This is a genomic window from Herbidospora sp. RD11066 (assembly GCF_054661255.1).
Genome location: NZ_BAAGDO010000009.1, coordinates 78,986 through 93,847 on the forward strand (window position 1 = coordinate 78,986; position 14,862 = coordinate 93,847).

15 protein-coding genes are annotated in these 14,862 nt (G+C 68.7%); 8 read left to right on the forward strand and 7 right to left on the reverse strand.

Going from position 1 to position 14,862, the window contains the following annotated elements; genetic code table 11:
• Positions 1–112: 112 nt before the first annotated feature.
• Positions 113–889 carry a hypothetical protein gene (locus ACYQ78_RS29865; protein WP_459804286.1) on the reverse strand — a complete coding sequence of 259 codons (777 nt, stop codon included), beginning with the start codon at positions 887–889 and terminating at the stop codon, positions 113–115.
• A 138-nt stretch (positions 890–1,027) separates the two neighbouring features.
• Between ACYQ78_RS29865 and ACYQ78_RS29870 the strand changes: the two genes are divergently transcribed.
• The 4 genes from ACYQ78_RS29870 to ACYQ78_RS29885 are packed head-to-tail and all read left to right on the forward strand — an operon-like array spanning position 1,028 to position 3,913.
• Positions 1,028–1,954, forward strand: a complete 927-nt coding sequence (locus ACYQ78_RS29870; protein ID WP_459804287.1) for an ankyrin repeat domain-containing protein — start codon at positions 1,028–1,030, stop codon at positions 1,952–1,954.
• Between the two features lie 44 nt (positions 1,955–1,998).
• A complete protein-coding gene (locus tag ACYQ78_RS29875) occupies positions 1,999–2,748 on the forward strand; it encodes an NAD(P)H-binding protein (protein WP_459804288.1) in 750 nt (249 codons plus the stop codon).
• Between the two features lie 43 nt (positions 2,749–2,791).
• Positions 2,792–3,142 carry a DUF1877 family protein gene (locus tag ACYQ78_RS29880; protein WP_459804289.1) on the forward strand — a complete coding sequence of 117 codons (351 nt, stop codon included), beginning with the start codon at positions 2,792–2,794 and terminating at the stop codon, positions 3,140–3,142.
• Between the two features lie 18 nt (positions 3,143–3,160).
• A complete protein-coding gene (locus ACYQ78_RS29885; RefSeq protein WP_459804290.1) occupies positions 3,161–3,913 on the forward strand; it encodes a hypothetical protein in 753 nt (250 codons plus the stop codon).
• Here ACYQ78_RS29885 and ACYQ78_RS29890 read toward each other — a convergent pair.
• The 5 genes from ACYQ78_RS29890 to ACYQ78_RS29910 form a co-directional block, all read right to left on the reverse strand.
• On the reverse strand, positions 3,906–4,754 hold the full coding sequence (locus ACYQ78_RS29890) for a 3-methyladenine DNA glycosylase (protein ID WP_459804291.1): 849 nt from the start codon (positions 4,752–4,754) through the stop codon (positions 3,906–3,908). The genes ACYQ78_RS29885 and ACYQ78_RS29890 overlap by 8 nt on opposite strands.
• A gap of 4 nt (positions 4,755–4,758) precedes the next feature.
• A complete protein-coding gene (locus tag ACYQ78_RS29895) occupies positions 4,759–5,325 on the reverse strand; it encodes a putative glycolipid-binding domain-containing protein (RefSeq protein ID WP_459804292.1) in 567 nt (188 codons plus the stop codon).
• Positions 5,322–5,876 carry an SRPBCC domain-containing protein gene (locus ACYQ78_RS29900; RefSeq protein ID WP_459804293.1) on the reverse strand — a complete coding sequence of 185 codons (555 nt, stop codon included), beginning with the start codon at positions 5,874–5,876 and terminating at the stop codon, positions 5,322–5,324. The genes ACYQ78_RS29895 and ACYQ78_RS29900 overlap by 4 nt, the downstream gene beginning before the upstream one ends.
• A complete protein-coding gene (locus ACYQ78_RS29905; RefSeq protein ID WP_459804294.1) occupies positions 5,873–6,196 on the reverse strand; it encodes an ArsR/SmtB family transcription factor in 324 nt (107 codons plus the stop codon). The genes ACYQ78_RS29900 and ACYQ78_RS29905 overlap by 4 nt, the downstream gene beginning before the upstream one ends.
• Before the next feature lie 104 nt (positions 6,197–6,300).
• Positions 6,301–9,480, reverse strand: a complete 3,180-nt coding sequence (locus ACYQ78_RS29910; RefSeq protein ID WP_459804295.1) for an amidase family protein — start codon at positions 9,478–9,480, stop codon at positions 6,301–6,303.
• A gap of 157 nt (positions 9,481–9,637) precedes the next feature.
• Between ACYQ78_RS29910 and ACYQ78_RS29915 the strand changes: the two genes are divergently transcribed.
• Positions 9,638–10,159, forward strand: a complete 522-nt coding sequence (locus ACYQ78_RS29915; RefSeq protein WP_459804296.1) for an NUDIX domain-containing protein — start codon at positions 9,638–9,640, stop codon at positions 10,157–10,159.
• Between the two features lie 278 nt (positions 10,160–10,437).
• On the opposite strand, the gene ACYQ78_RS29920 is transcribed toward ACYQ78_RS29915, so the two are convergent.
• Positions 10,438–12,285: an AMP-binding protein gene (locus ACYQ78_RS29920; protein ID WP_459804297.1), complete on the reverse strand. Its 1,848-nt coding sequence runs from the start codon at positions 12,283–12,285 to the stop codon at positions 10,438–10,440.
• Between the two features lie 22 nt (positions 12,286–12,307).
• Here ACYQ78_RS29920 and ACYQ78_RS29925 point away from each other — a divergent pair, with 22 nt between their 5' ends.
• From ACYQ78_RS29925 to ACYQ78_RS29935, 3 genes are read left to right on the forward strand one after another with little or no spacing between them, the layout of a single operon-like run.
• Positions 12,308–13,063, forward strand: coding sequence for an inositol monophosphatase family protein (locus ACYQ78_RS29925; RefSeq protein ID WP_459804298.1), 756 nt, complete (start codon positions 12,308–12,310; stop codon positions 13,061–13,063).
• Positions 13,060–13,857 (forward strand): SMI1/KNR4 family protein, encoded by a 798-nt coding sequence (locus ACYQ78_RS29930; protein ID WP_459804299.1) that lies wholly within the window; start codon positions 13,060–13,062, stop codon positions 13,855–13,857. Before ACYQ78_RS29925 ends, ACYQ78_RS29930 begins: the two co-directional genes overlap by 4 nt.
• Positions 13,858–13,896: 39 nt before the next feature.
• Positions 13,897–14,661 carry a neutral zinc metallopeptidase gene (locus ACYQ78_RS29935; protein ID WP_459804300.1) on the forward strand — a complete coding sequence of 255 codons (765 nt, stop codon included), beginning with the start codon at positions 13,897–13,899 and terminating at the stop codon, positions 14,659–14,661.
• The last annotated feature ends 201 nt before the right edge of the window (positions 14,662–14,862 follow it).

Sequence of the window (14,862 nt, forward strand, 5' to 3'; positions counted from 1 at the left end):
GGGCCGGTCGAATTCGACCGGCCCGGCTTTTCTTTTACAAGCAGAAAAGCATTCTTTCTTTACGGCTCACGCACCCCCCACAACGCCACGACCAGCGGAGATCACCGCCACATCAGACGCGACGGCGAATCGACAGCCCCGTGAGGGCGGCCGCGAGCACCGTGACCCCGATGAGCAGGACCGCCCGCCCGTCGGGCCCCACCGAACCCCCGCCACCTGTGGCGACACCACCGGCGGGCGTCTCCATGCCGTTGTCGTCGATGTCCTCTTCGATGATCGTCTCGTCCTCTTCGGGCTCCGTCGTGACCGTCTCGGTGACGGTCGCGTCGGGATCCGGCGTGGTCGTCTCGTCCGTGCCGGAGCCGGTGACGATGAGTTCGTAGGTCGTGAGGGCGTCGCTGTTCTGCGGCTCGCAGTCGATCAGCCGCTCCTGCGGGGTCGTGCCGAACGTGATGTCGCCGGGCTTCACGGTTCCGGTGCCGGCCGTGCTCGGCGTCGAGCGGACCGCTGTGGTGCTGGTCGGCAGGGTGACCGTGTTGCCCGCCGTCACGGGCCCGACGACGTCGCCCACCCCGGTGCCTGAGGTCAGGTTCGACGGGAAACCGCTGATGGAGACGTAGGCGTACATCTTCGCGCCGTCGGGCAGGCCGTTGGGCGCCGTGATCGCCGTCGAGTCGGAGTAGGTGGCGCGGTGGGTGATGGAGAACTGCTCGCCGGGGCGCGCGTTGGCCGGCATGGTGAGCTCGACCTGGATCTGGACCGTCTGCGCGGTGCCGTCTTTGGGAGTGCACGAATATTCGACGACGTCGGTGGCCGCGTGGGCGGGGGCGGAGAACGACAGCAGGCCCGACAAGCCGATGACCGTGAATAAAGCCGCTCGCTCGCGCACCGTCACTCCTCATATTCCGCCAGGGCTTATTTAGACGGCCCGCTCAGCGGTGTGGTTGACGTGACTCCTGATTTGTCGGCGGTGATTGCTAACGTCCAGGAGTTCGAATTCCCTGGAGTGGAGGAGACCCGGTCCGACATGGACTATCGATCGTGGAGTGACGTGGAGCAGGTCCGGGCCCATCTGGCGGCCGGGGTCGATCCCAACGAGCCCTCGCGCTTCGGCGAACCACCGATTTTCGCCGCGGCCGAGACGGGCACTCCCGAAGCGGTGGCCGAGCTGGTTGCCCGGGTGGCCGACGTCGATGCGATCTGCAACGGTCACACCGCGCTTTGGGCGGCCGTCTTCCACGGCAAGCCCGGCAACGCCCGTGTCCTGGTCGAGGCGGGGGCCGACCCGTATCGTCCGATGATGGCGGGCTGGTCGCCGGCGAAACTGAGCCTGGCCGGGCCGACGCCCGACCTGTTCCCGCAGGGTGACGCCGCGCTCTCGCCCGAGGAGGCGGCGGCGGTGGCCCGGTCGCACGACGTGATCGCCGCTCTCGAGTCCATCGACGACGACGGCCACAGCATCGCCTGCGTCGCGGGCGTCACCGCCGCCGAGGCGATGCGCCGATTGGGCGGCACGCTCGTCACCGAAGAGGAGATGGAACCGGTCCTGGACGACCCCTTCGAATACTGGTTCGACGACGAATGGGAGTGGGTCTTCGGCGTCACCGACGTGCCCGGAGGCTGCGTGATCATGCAGCCGTTCGGCTTCCGCTCCTCCGACCCTGGTCTGCTGAAGAAGGTCAGCGAGGGCACCCGCTGCTACGCCATGTTCGCCAACCCCAAGAGCGGCAACCAGGGCGCCTGCGCGGTCGACGGCGAGATCGTCGACTGGGACACCCACCCCGGCTACGCCGAACCCTTCGAAGACGACACCACCGAAGACAACCTGCCGAAGTTCCTCTACCACGGCCACGCCGAGGCGTTCTGCTGCGGCTACGCCGGTCTCCACCTCACCGACGACCGCGCGGTCGTCGGCCCGCCCGACTTCTGGATGCGCATCCCGCCCACGGAGTGAAAACCAGTGGCGCCCCGGGCCGGAAATCGATTTCACTGTCCGGCGTGTACGCAGTCACCGCCGCCACCGGCAATCTCGGCCGTCTGATCCTCGACCGCCTGAAGGGCGACGTGATCGCCGTCGTCCGGGATCCGTCCCGCGTCCCCCCGGGAGTGGAGGCGAGGCCCGGCGACTACGACGACCCGGCCGGTCTCCGGGCCGCGTTCGCCGGGGTCGACCGGCTGCTGCTGATCTCCTCGCCGGAGCTCGACGCCGCCCGCCGGATCGCCCACCACCGCAACGCCGTCGAGGCCGCGGTGGCGGCGGGTGTCCGGTCGATCGTCTACACCAGTTTCCTGGGCGCCGACACGGTCGCGACCGGCCTCACCGAGGCCCACCACGCCACCGAGAAGCTGATCACCGAGAGCGGCCTGGCCGCCACGTTCCTGCGCAACCCCTTCTACGGCGACGCCTTCCTGCCGCAGGTCACCGACGGCGTGATCCGCAGCAGCACCGCCGGGCGCGGCCTCAACACCGCCTTCCGCACCGACCTCGCCCAGGCCGCCGTCAACGCCCTGACCGGCGACGACCACGAGGGCCGCGCCTACGACCTGACCGGCCCGCTGTGGACCTACCCGCAGGTCGCCGAGGCTCTTGGCGTCGCCTACGAAGAGGTCCCCGACGCGGCGCCCGGCCCGATGGCCTGGCTCAACGGGCTGGTCCGCGCGGGTGCCATGGAACGCCAGACGCCCGACCTGGAGATCCTGCTCGGCCGCCCGGCCGAAAGCGTGGCCGACCGGCTGAAGTGGTCCTGACCCACTCTCCACGCGGAGCCGCGCTCTTCTAGGGTGCGGTTCCGTGGGAGTCGTCAACGCATACGTGAGCATCCCGGCCGACCGGCTCGACGCCGAGGTGCCCGAGCTCGGGTTCGACATCGACTTCGATATCGACTTCGATATAGACAAGGCTGGCGACGACCTCGCCGACCTGCTGGCCGACGCGCCCTACGACGTCATCGACGGCGACCGGCTCACCCCCGACCAGGTCAGGGCCTCGGCCGACTTCCTGGCCGCCACGCCGTGGGAGGCGCTCGACCACGATCTCACCGACGACGAGGCCGACTACATCAGAGATCACTACGAGCGCCTGCGGGCCTTCTTCGCCCAGGCCGCGCACGAGGGGAACGCCGTCGTCATCGTGCAGAGCTGAGCAATATCGTTCTGCCCCATGAGCACCCCCCTCGTCATCGGCCTGGCCGCCACCCTGCTGGCGCCCTCCGACCTGCCGGCCAAACTCGTCAAGAACCCCCTCTACAAGGCCGGTCCGCTGCCCGCCGTGGTGTGCAGGGAGCCCGCCCTCAAGAAGAACGACGCCGCCTCGGCGAAGCGCTACCTGACCACGGTGTTCGCCTGCATCGACCGGGCGTGGGGGCCGTACGCGAAGAAGAAGCGCCTGCCCTACAAGCGGCCCACCGTCCACATCATGACCGTCCCGGGCAAGAAGGACGTCTGCGGCACCGACTGGCAGACCGACTACATCGGCAACCTGTGCGGCACCACGATCGGCATCATGCTGAGCGAGACTCTGCTGAAGAGGTCCGACCCGCTCTTCCTGATGGACATGGCGTCCGGCCTGGCCGGTCACGTGTTCCTCGAAGGGGTCGGCATCGACGACACGACCGTCGGGCAGATCCCCAAGCTCACCGACGCCGAGGACGAGGAGATCAACCGGCGGCTGATCCTCCAGCGCGAGTGCATGTCGGGTGTGTTCATCGGCAGTGCGTGGAAGTCGCTGAAGCGTCCGGCCAAAGACTGGGCGGCGCTGCTGGAACGGCGGGAGCGGACCGGCGACGACAAGATCGGCGGCCCACGCCTGCGCGGCAACAGCGACAGCATCGTCTACTGGATGAAGCAGGGCTTCACCAAGCGCAACCCGGCCGCCTGCAACACCTGGACCGCCCCGGCCCAGCGGGTCAGCTGAGCCGGTCGCACCAGGCGATCAGTTCGGCGCGCAGCGGCGTGGCGCGGGCGGCGAACTCGCGCTGCGCGGCGGCGTAGACGGTCCGGCCCTCGGGGGTCTCGATCGGGATCGGTGCGTAGCCGAGGTGCTGGAGGTCGTAGGGGCTGGCGCGCATGTCGACGGCCCTGATGTCCCAGGCCAGCGCGAAGCAGTCGGCCACCAGCTCGCTCGGGACCAAGGGGGAGAGTTTGACCGCCCACTTGTAGAGGTCCATGTTGGCGTGCAGGCAGCCGGGCTGCTCGGTCGCGGGCTGGAGTTCGCGTGAGAGCGTCACGGTGTTCAGCGGCCGGGCGGGTTCGGTGAAGAAGCGGTAGGCGTCGAAGTGGGTGCACTTCAGCGGCCGTTCCTCGACCGCTGCGGCGACCCGTTCGGGGGAGAGCCGCAGCGGCTGGGAGGAGTGGCGGATCTCGTCGGTGCGGTAGACCATGGCCCATTCGTGCATGCCGAAGCAGCCGAACTGACCGCCGCGCGAGGCCGTGCGGCGCAGGAGGTCGGCGATCCACGTGATCGATTCGAGCCGCCGGTCGATCAGTTCGGCCGTGTCGAGGGTCTCGCCGCCGGGCACCGCGACATAGCCGGTCCCGAACCCCGAGACGCCCTCCAGCACGGTGAACGCCCCCGGATGCCACCGCCGCAACCGGCTCGGCCGGTAGCCGTAGTAGCTGAACAGGAAGTCCTCGACCGGGTGGGCCTGTGATCGTCTGCGGCGTTCGAGATGGGGCTCGATCCACGCGTCGACCCGTGCGTGGTGGGCGTCCTGGCGGGCCCGCCACTCTCGTTCGTCCAGCCTTCTCACGAGCATCATGCTAGACGTGCGGCGTACCTACCCTGACGGCGATGCCTGGATAGTCCACGACCAGGCCCGACGGGTCGTAGTCGAGGCGGCAGAAGGTGCCGAAGGCCGGGGACGCGTAGTCGAAGGACGTGCCCCCGGTCCGGGTGTAGTGCTGTTCGAGGCGTTCCACCCGCAGGTCGGCCGCCCGCACGTAGACCGCCGGGGCGTCGAACGCCTCAGCCGACTCCCGGTGCACCGGGAACGCGTTGGTCATCGCGGACGACTCCAGGTCGACGTCGTGGAGGCCGTCGAGTAGGGGGGCCGGTTCCCCGTTCACGGTCCAGTGACCGGCGCCGTCGCTCTCGATCAGCACCTCGCCGGCGCCGCGCGACGACCGGTTGCGCACGACGGCCCGGCGGGTGTGCCACGACGCGTCGAGCGTGATGTCGTACTCGACGTACCAGGGTTCGCCGTCCTCGACGGCCGAGGTGGAACCGCGGGCCCGGATCCCCTCGGGCGAGACCTCGAAGAAGACGACCTCGAAGCCCTCGACGTGCCGCCAGGCCGCCGCAGAGGGAAGGCGTTCGAAGAGGCTCACGACGCGTACTGCTGGATCGCCATCTGCCTCGCTGCCTCGATCTCCTCGGCCGTCGCGGTGCCCGACGCCTCGATGGCCGCGACCCACGCCGCCACCGTCGCCTGCCCGTATTCCTTGGTCACCTTGCCTTCGACGCCGGTCAGGAAGACCTCCAGCGCCAGGAAGGCCTCGTCCCAGCCGGGCCCGACCCACAGCGCGCCCGCGCCGCTCTGGGCCATCGCGACCGGGACCGAATGGGTCAGCTCCAGCGTCGTCGACTCGTCCTTCCCGGTCAGGCCGACCGTGACGATGCTGGTCTCGCCGCCGTAGGTGACCTTGAGAAAGGGCTTCTCGCAGGTCAGGATCTCGCCACCCGCGCCGCCTTCGGTCGCGAAGGTACCGCCCGGACGGAGATCGCCGGAGACCGGGAGGAACCAGCGCTTGAGGCGTTCGGGGTCGGTCAGGGCGTCCCAGACGTCGTCGACGGGCGAGGCGAAGTCGCGGCGCAGCACGACGGCCACGGTCTCGTCGTCGCGGGTGACCTCGCGGGTGGTCCAGCCTATGTCGATCATTTCTTCCTCCTCGTACGGGCCAGCTCGGTCTCCAGGGCGTCGAGGCGCTGCGACCAGAAGCGGCGGAAACGGTCGAGCCACACGTCGACCTCGTTGAGCGGGGTGGCGTCCACGACGTAGAGGCGCCGGGTGCCCTCGGCACGCACGGTCGCGAAGCCGCTCTCGCGCAGGACCCGCAGGTGCTGGGCCACGGCCGAATGCGAGATCCCGAACTCCGCGCGCACGGTCGCGGTGATCGCGCCCGAGCTCTGTTCACCCTCACCGAGCAGCTCGATGATGCGGCGGCGGACCGGATCGCCCAACACGTCGAAGGCGTTCACGTGCCCGACTATGTCAGTCTGATCTTATATAAGTCAATGCTGTCGTACAGACACAAAAAGAAGGGCCCGCGTGGGAGACGCGGGCCCTTCTCAGTTTCTAGTGGTTATCCCTTGTAGCGGGGTGCGAGGCGGTCGCCCGTCACGCAGTACTCGCCAGTGAAGAAGGTGCTCTCCGGCACGCAGCGCCACATGCTGGGGTTGGTGTAGCTGGGGGCGAGGCGGTCGTCGATCGCCTGCTCCAGTGCGTAGCCGCCGGCCAGCAGCTTCGCCTCGGAGAAGGCGCCGCCGATGAGGGTCACACCGATGGGGTTGCGGCCCGAGGAGCTGGCCTGCGCGCCATACCCGGCGGGGATGGTGAGCGCGGGGTAGCCGGCGCGGTCGGCGTAGCCGATCACGTTGCTGCCGCTCGGGACGAGGATGAGGTCGTAGCCGCTCAGGACGGTGTCGAGCACGGCCTTGTTGGCGGCCTTGCCGTTCGCCAGGTCGGCGGTGTACTTCGCCGAGACGGCCGGGTCGGCCAGGTCGGTCGCCTGGGCGGCGAGGAGCTGACCCTGCTGGTACTTCAGGCCCTCGACCGGGTTGGCGATGTTGTAGTCGATGATGCTCTGGAGCGTCGTCCCGGGCTTGGTGGTGGCCAGGTAGGCGTTCAGGTCACGCTTGAACTCGGTGCCGACGACGCTGTCGACGGCGGCCGGCGTGGCGATGGACACCTGGGTCACGGTCGCGCCGAGGCCCTGGAGCTTGGCGATCGCGTCCTGGTAGGGCGCGCTCGTGCTGGACACCACGGCGATCTTCTTGCCCTGGAGGGCGGTTCCGGAGAGCCCCGCGGTGTAGTCGGTGTCGGCGTCGTCGATCACGTTGAGGATCGTGGCGGCGTCGCCGACGCTGCGGGTGATCGGGCCGACCGCGTCCTGCGACTTGGCGACCGGCAGGACACCGGCGGTGCTGACCAGGCCGACGGTCGGCTTGAGGCCCACCACACCGGCCGCGTCGGCCGGGGCGAGGAGCTGCGCCGAGTCGAGCGAGGTCTCCATGCCGATCGTGATCGCGGCCAGGCCCGAGGCGGTGGCCGCGGCGGCACCCGCCGACGAACCCGCCGGGGTCTTGTCGGTGTCGTTCGGGAGCAGGACCTGGCCGCCGAGCGAGCTGTAACCCTTGGGCAGGTTGGCGTCGAAGACGCCGTTCAGCTCGGTGACGTTGGTCTTGCCGAGGACGATCGCACCGGCCGCCTTCAGCTTGGCCACGAGGGCGGCGTCGGCGGCGGGCTTGGTGCCCTGGAGGGCGATCGAGCCACCGGTGGTCGCCAGCGACTTGGCGTCGATGGTGTCGTTCAGCAGCACCGGCAGGCCCCAGAGGGCGGGACGCAGCGGGCGGGTGTCGTAGGCGCTGGTCGGCTCGCCGGTGCGGTACTTGTACCGCTCCTGGTCGAGCTTCTTCGCCTCCTTGATCGCGTCGGCGTTGATCTCGCGGACGGCCTGGGTGGCCGGGCCCTCGGCGTTGGTCAGCGCGATGCGGTCGAGGTAGGCGCGGGTGAGCTCCTCGGCCGAGACCTCGTCCTTGTTGAGCTTCTGGATCAGGCTCTGCGCGGTCTCGGTCTCCAGGGAGAAGCCGAGGTCACGCGAGTCGTAGCCGGTCACCTTGAGGACGGCGTCGTAGTCGGGGTTGCAGCCGCCACGCGCGGCGAACGGCGGAGCCGGGGTCGTCTTCGCGCAGCGGTACATGCTCGGGTTGACCAGCGAGGCCTGCTGACGGAGCTTGGTGGCCTGCTCGATGACGTACGCGACGCCGATCAGGTCGTACTCGTCGTAGGCGCCACCGTGGATCTGCACGCTCTGCGCGCGACGCTGGGTCGCGGTGTAGCCCATCGGGATGGTGACCGACGGGTATCCGGCCTGCGGGGCGCTCGGCGCGCTGCCGAGGATGGCGATCACCGGGTCGGCCGGCTGCGCCGGGTTCGAGTTGGTGTACGTCATCATGTCGTCGATGCCCTTGTGCCAGGCGGCCTTACGGATCGCAAGGTTCGTCCGGTACGCCTGCTCGTTGGCGCCACCCGGGGTGACGTCCGACAACGACGAGTTCAGGTGGTTGCTGTTGCCGAACTTGAGCGCCTGGTGCGCCTCGGCCTGGTTGACCTGCACCTCTTCGATCAGCGAGTTGATCGGCGCCTGCGGCCCGAGCCGCTCGTAGTAGGAGTCGATGCTCTTGTGCTGCTCGTAGCCGCTGGGCAGCGCGGGCAGCGAGGGGATCGTCGACTGCGGCCGGGACACCATGATCGCACCGGCGGCCACGAGGGCGTCGTACGCGATCTTGAGAGGGGTGCCCTCGGTCAGGGTGCCGTTGTAGCCGATCTTCTTGCCCTGGACGAAGTTGAGGTCGAGGGCCTTGGTGTAGTCGGGCAGCGTCGCCGGGAGCGGCGGGATGATGCCCTTCTCGATGTAGTCGTCGCCGAACATGGCCTTGTAACCGGCGTCGGCCACCGGGTCGGGCCCGGCGATCGAGGCCAGCGTCAGCGCGGCGTCGCCGACCGTGCGGACCATCGGACCCGCGATGTCCTGCGATGCCGAGATCGGCGCGATGCCGTACCCGGGCACCAGACCCACGGTCGGCCGCAGGCCGACGAGGCTGTTGGCGCCGGACGGCGAGATGATCGACCCGGAGGTCTCGGTGCCGATGCCCAGCGTCGACATCGCCGCGGCCATGGCCGAGCCGGTACCCGACGAGGACCCCGAGGGGTTCTGGTCGGCGTCGATGCCGTTGAGGACCTGGCCACCGTAGTTACCGAAGCCCGAGGGCTGCGATCCGAAGCTGTTGGCGAACTCCGACAGCCCCAGCTTGCCGAGGATGACGACGCCGCTCGCCTTGAGCTTCTTGGTGATCCCGGCGTCGGTCGCCGGATAGGACTCGCGCAGCGACCAGTTGTTCGCCGTCGTGTGCATTCCTTCGACGTCGATCAGGTCCTTGAGCAGGATCGGAAGGCCCATGGCCGGGCCGAGCGACTTGCCCTTCTTGCGAAGCCGGTCGTACGCCTCGGCTTCCTTCAACGCGTTCGGGTTGAGGTCGGTGACGGCGTTCAGGCCAGGACCGCGCTTGTTCAGGGCTTCGATCCGGGCGATGTACGCCTTGGTCAGCTCGACCGAGGTCAGCTTGCCGGCGGCCATGAGGGAGATGGCCTCGGCACCGGTCAGCGTTTCGAGGTCGAGTTCGACCTTGGCGCTGGCGGGCTGCGGTTGAAGGGTGACCAGGGTGAGGGAGAGAGAGATGAGGGAGATCAGGACTTTGCGCACCACGTGCTCCTTGAGGAACCCGGCATTGCGCTGGACGCTATAGATCATCCGTTACGGTGATATGTCATATATGTTCCCTGGGAGAAACCTGCCGTACTGACTGGTTTATTAGGGCGTCCGAGAACGCGTAACGTTCCATCGACTACCGTGAGTGCCCATGGTCGAGCAGATCTCCAGCCGGGTCGTCTACTCCAACGCCTGGATGACCGTCAGGGAAGACGAGATCATCCACGCGGGCGGGGCGCCGGGCATCTACGGCTACATCGAGCGGGCCGACTTCGTCCTGGTGATCCCCGAGGAGAACGACGGCTTCCACCTGGTCGAGGAATACCGCTACCCGATCAGGCGCAGGTCGTGGAGCTTCCCGCAGGGCTCGGCCAAGGTGGCCGACCGCGAGGAGGAGGCCCGCACCGAACTGGCCGAGGAGACCGGGCTCCGGGCGGAGAAGATGCGCTTCCTGGGGCGGCTCGACAACTCCCACGGCTTGAGCAACCAGTCGATGCACGCCTTCGTCGCGACCGGGCTGACCCAGGGTGAGCACGCGCGGGAGGCCAGCGAACAGGACATGCGCCAGAAGTGGGTGTCACGCGAGGATTTCGAGCAGATGATCCTGGGCGGCGAGATCACGGACGCTTCGTCCGTCGCCGCTTATGGCCTTTATCGGCTGATGGGGCGGTAAGACCTTTGGCGAAAGGCGACCCCGAACTCGCTGGCGCCGTGGTCGAGGGACCTGTCGCTGACGCTCCGCAGCGTCGGCTGTCGCTCGCCGGGATCGGCGCTTCCGGCGAGGGCGACATTGCAGAACGGCTCGAGGAAGTCCTGGCGGAGCGGTTCACCCGCTCTTGTTAGATCTGCTCGTCTCGGTGTCAGGCGGATAGCCACGTTGGATCGGCGGGATTTCGGTCTGGTGCGTCCGCGTCACACCCCCGCATTCCACCTGTTGCCGGAGACGCTCTCCTAGGAAACCTCAGGCCGGAGCACCGCACGCAGGTTCTCCAGGGTCGCGGGGTCTTCGATCGTCGACGGAACCGGTTCCTCCCGGCCGTCGGCCATGGCGCGCATCGAGCGGCGGAGGATCTTGCCCGATCTGGTCTTCGGCAACGCGGCCACGATCGCGACGTCGCGGAAGGCCGCCACCGGGCCGATCTCCCGCCTGACCGCGTGGACCAGGTCGTCGCGGAGGCGACCGGGCGAGATGTCGGCGCCTGCTTTCAGGACCACCAAACCCAAGGGGATCTGGCCCTTCAGCGGGTCGGCGACGCCGATCACGGCGCATTCGGCCACGGCGGGGTGGGCGGCCAGGACCGTTTCCATCGTCCCGGTCGACAGGCGGTGGCCGGCGACGTTGATGACGTCGTCGGTGCGGCCCATGACGTACAGGTAGCCGTCGTCGTCGAGGAAGCCGCCGTCGCCGGTCAAGTAGTGGCCCGGGTAGCGGGTCAGGTATTCGCGGATGTAGCGCTCGTCGTCGTGCCACAGCGTCGGCAGGGCGCCCGGGGGCAGCGGGAGTTTGAGGGTGATCGCGCCGTCGTCCTGGATGCGGACGTCCCAGCCCGGCAGCGGGACCGTCGCCGAGCCCGGTTTGACCGGCATCGGGGTGAGGCCGCGCGGGTTGGCGGCGATCGGCCAGCCGGTCTCGGTCTGCCACCAGTGGTCGACGACCGGGACGCCCAGATGATCGTGGGCCCAGTGGTAGGTGTCGGGGTCGAGCCGTTCCCCGGCCAGGTAGAGGGCGCGGAAGGTCTTCAGGTCGCCGATCAGCGTGCCGTCGGGGTCGACGCGTTTGATCGCCCGCAGTGCCGTCGGCGCGGTGAACAGCGTCACCACGCCGTGCTCGGCGATGACCCGCCAGAAGGCGCCGGCGTCGGGGGTGCCGACGGGCTTGCCCTCGTACAGGATCGTGGTGGCGCCGATGAGGAGCGGGGCGTACACGATGTAGCTGTGCCCGACCACCCACCCCACGTCGGAGGCGGTCCACCAGACCTCGCCCGGCGCGATGTCGTAGACGTTCAGCATCGACCAGGCCAGCGCGACCGCGTGGCCGCCGGTGTCGCGCACGACGCCCTTCGGGCGCCCGGTCGTGCCCGACGTGTAGAGGATGTAGAGCGGGTCGGTCGCCTTCATCGTCACCGGCTCGGCCGGGGTCGCGGTCGACATGAGCTGGGTCCAGTCGACGTCGCGTTCGTCCATGCGGGCGACCGCCTGGTCGCGCTGGAGCATGACGATCACCTCGGGGCGGTGCCGCGCCAGGCGCAGGGCCTCGTCGATGATCGGCCGATATTCGACGGTACGTGTCGGCTCAAGACCACACGAAGCGGCCACGATGGCCGTGGGGGCGGCGTCGTCGATGCGCGCGGCCAGCTCACGCGGCGCGAACCCGCCGAACACGACCGAGTGGACCGCGCCGATCCGCGCGCAGGCCAGCATCGCGATCACCGCCTCGGGGATCATCGGCATGTAGACGACGACCCGGTCGCCCCGCCCCACCCCGAGTGACCTGAGGCCGCCCGCGAACCGGGCGACCTCGTCGAGCAGTCTGGTGTACGTATACCGCCGCACCCCACCCGTCATCGCGCTGTCCCAGATGAGCGCGGTCTGCTCGCCGCGTCCCGTGGCGACGTGCCGGTCGAGGCAGTTGTACGCGGTGTTCAGCTCCCCGTCGGGATACCACCGGTAGAGCGGGGCGGCGGAGTCGTCGAGCGCCCGGGTGGGCGGCGTGACCCAGTCGACGGCCCTGGCGGCGTCCAGCCAGAACGCCTCGGGGTCGGCCAGGCTCCGCCGATATACGTCTTGAAAGTCGCCCATGAAGTCACATTACGCTTCGATCATGGCCCTCTCCGATGCAGAAGTCGCCCTCGCCGCCGCCGAGGCCGGCGCCGCCGTGGTCCGCTCTCTTTACGGCAAGCCGCTGCCCCGGTACGACAAGTCTCCCGTCGACTTCGCCACGGCCGCCGACATCGAAGCCGAGCAGGCCATCCTCGACGTCATCCGCGAACACCGCCCCGGCGACGCCTTCCTGGGCGAGGAGGGCGGCCTGACCGGTTCGTCCGACCGGATCTGGCTCGTCGACCCCCTGTGCGGCACCTTGAACTTCGCCGCCCAGACCCCGCTGATCGCCGTCAACGTGGCCCTGCGCTTCCAGGGGCGGGACCTCGCCGCCGCGTCCGCCGACCCGATCAGCGGCGAGATCTTCTGGACCGACGGCGACCACGCCTACCTGGGCGATTCCCCGCTCACGCCGTCGCCGGACTCGAAGCTGGTCGACCTGAACATGGACCCGCCGTTCGACGCCCTGCTGTCGGTGTTCACGGCGCCGGGCTTCGGCGCGCGGTTCGGTCCCCGGGTTCTGTCGACCACGCTGGCACTGGCGTGGGTGGCGGCGGGGCGGCGGGTGGCGTACCTGAGTGATGGGGACAAACGGGACAGCGTGCACTTCGCGGCGGGCCTCGCGATCTGCCGCGCCGCCGGATGCGTGGTGACCGACCTCAACGGCGAGCCGTTCGAGACGGGGGAGGGCCTGCTGGTCTCGGCCGACCGGGAAACCCACGAGACCCTGCTCGGCCTGATCCGCGCAGCCCCATGAACGTACGCCGCTGGGTTGCCGTCGTCATTCTGATCGGTGCGGCGGGGGTGGTCGCTTCGGACCCGGGAGAACCCGAGCCTGGCCCGACCTCCGATGAGGACCTCGTCGCCGTGGTGGAGACCGTCGAGGACCTCCCCTGCATCGGCGAGGGCTGCCGGAACCCCGTTCATCCCGTGCCGGGCCCGGACGAGGACTGCGCCCAGAGTTCGGCCTACCTCCAGGTCCGCCCGGTCGGCCGCAAGACGACCGCCGCGATCAACCGGGAGTGGCGGCGCCTGGAGACGTGGCTGAAGGAGAACGCCCCCCTCACCTACGCCGACCTGGGCGAACCGGCCACGCCCGAGCAGATCGCCACCGCCGAGAACGTCATGGGCAGGCGGTTCCCCGGCGAACTCCGGGCGTCGCTGCTCCGGCACAACGGCGGCGGCATGTCCTTCTTCGGCCACCCACTGCTCCCCGCCGACCGCATCGCGGCGACGTGGACGCAGTTCTGCCTTGCCGACCGGAAACAGGACGCCGACCCGCGCCGCCAGGGCTGGGACGGCCAGATGATCCCCTTCGCGACCGACGGCCGGATCGGCCACCTGGTCCTCGACTCGGACGGCCACGACATCGGCGAATTCGAGTTCAACGGCTGGATGACGTTCGTGCCCTCGTCGATGCCCGGCCCTTCGCCGACCTATCTGTGGGTGCTCAGGACGACCGTCGACACCCTGCGGAAGGGCGGCAGGATCGGCCCGTGGGAGCCCAAGGTGAACGGCGGGCGGCTGGTCTGGGAATTCCACGAGAGCTGATTTGCCCACAGTCAGAGAGCCGGGAAAAATGTCCGCTTTGTGAGACGAACCCTGGTCACCGGCCTGCTCCTGACGCTCGCCCTCTCTTTAATCGCACCCCCGGCCCACGCCGCGGTCGACGACCCCCTCCTGACGAAGAACAAGCTCTACGGCGTGGGCACGATCCCGCGTTCGACCTGCGCCGAGAAGCCGATCAGCAAGCCCAACAACGTGCCGATCGCGAAGGCTTACGTCACCTCGGTGGTCACCTGCCTCAACCGCGTCTGGGCGAAGCAGCTCGTCAAGGCGGGCGTGAAGCTGAAGGCGCCGAAGCTGACCCTGCTGACGAAGATGCCGGCCAAGTACTGCGGTGGCCAGGCCTGGGAGGAGCGGGTGATGAGCTACTGCAACCGTCAGATCATCGCCGTCCTCGACAAGCGGATCCTGACCCGCGACCCCGACGACCTGTGGATCTTCATCGAGGTCTCGCGCCGCTACGCCGAGTACGTCCAGGACATGGTCCGCATCACCCCGGCCGTCTACGACAACAAGCCCGAAGACGATGAGGAGGCCTGGAACGAACTGGCCCGCCGGGCGCAGCTCCAGTCCTACTGCCTGGCGGGCGCCTTCACCGCCAGTGTGTACAGGTCGCTGCCGCGCAAGACGTCGGAGTGGACCTCCATGGTCCGCCAGCTCTCCAAGCCCCCGCGCTTCCCGCAGCTGGGCAGCGGGAAGAGCCTCACCTACTGGATGAACCGCGGCTTCAACTCTCGCAACCCCAAGTACTGCAACACGTGGACCGTCTCGTCGTCCCTCGTCGCCTGAACACCGAAAACTTTCTGGTACGTGACCGTTCGCGGCCATGATTTCAGCTAGTTTCCGATAGCTCCGAAACGTACAGGCAGATCGAAGCAGTTCAGGAGGTCGCAGTTTCGCGAACACCTGAAACGTTTTCGTTCGTTCGTTGACGCCTTTCGGGCGGATTCACACACTGGGCCAGCCACCCAACCCTCCCGAAGGGAGAGC

Excerpts from the sequence above, each read along its gene's own strand:
- ACYQ78_RS29870 (WP_459804287.1), top strand. The coding sequence starts at position 1,028 with ATGGACTATCGATCGTGGAGTGACGTGGAGCAGGTCCGGGCCCATCTG.
- ACYQ78_RS29885 (WP_459804290.1), top strand. The coding sequence starts at position 3,161 with ATGAGCACCCCCCTCGTCATCGGCCTGGCCGCCACCCTGCTGGCGCCC.
- ACYQ78_RS29890 (WP_459804291.1), bottom strand. The coding sequence starts at position 4,754 with ATGCTCGTGAGAAGGCTGGACGAACGAGAGTGGCGGGCCCGCCAGGAC.
- ACYQ78_RS29900 (WP_459804293.1), bottom strand. The coding sequence starts at position 5,876 with ATGATCGACATAGGCTGGACCACCCGCGAGGTCACCCGCGACGACGAG.
- ACYQ78_RS29915 (WP_459804296.1), top strand. The coding sequence starts at position 9,638 with ATGGTCGAGCAGATCTCCAGCCGGGTCGTCTACTCCAACGCCTGGATG.
- ACYQ78_RS29920 (WP_459804297.1), bottom strand. The coding sequence starts at position 12,285 with ATGGGCGACTTTCAAGACGTATATCGGCGGAGCCTGGCCGACCCCGAG.
- ACYQ78_RS29925 (WP_459804298.1), top strand. The coding sequence starts at position 12,308 with ATGGCCCTCTCCGATGCAGAAGTCGCCCTCGCCGCCGCCGAGGCCGGC.
- ACYQ78_RS29930 (WP_459804299.1), top strand. The coding sequence starts at position 13,060 with ATGAACGTACGCCGCTGGGTTGCCGTCGTCATTCTGATCGGTGCGGCG.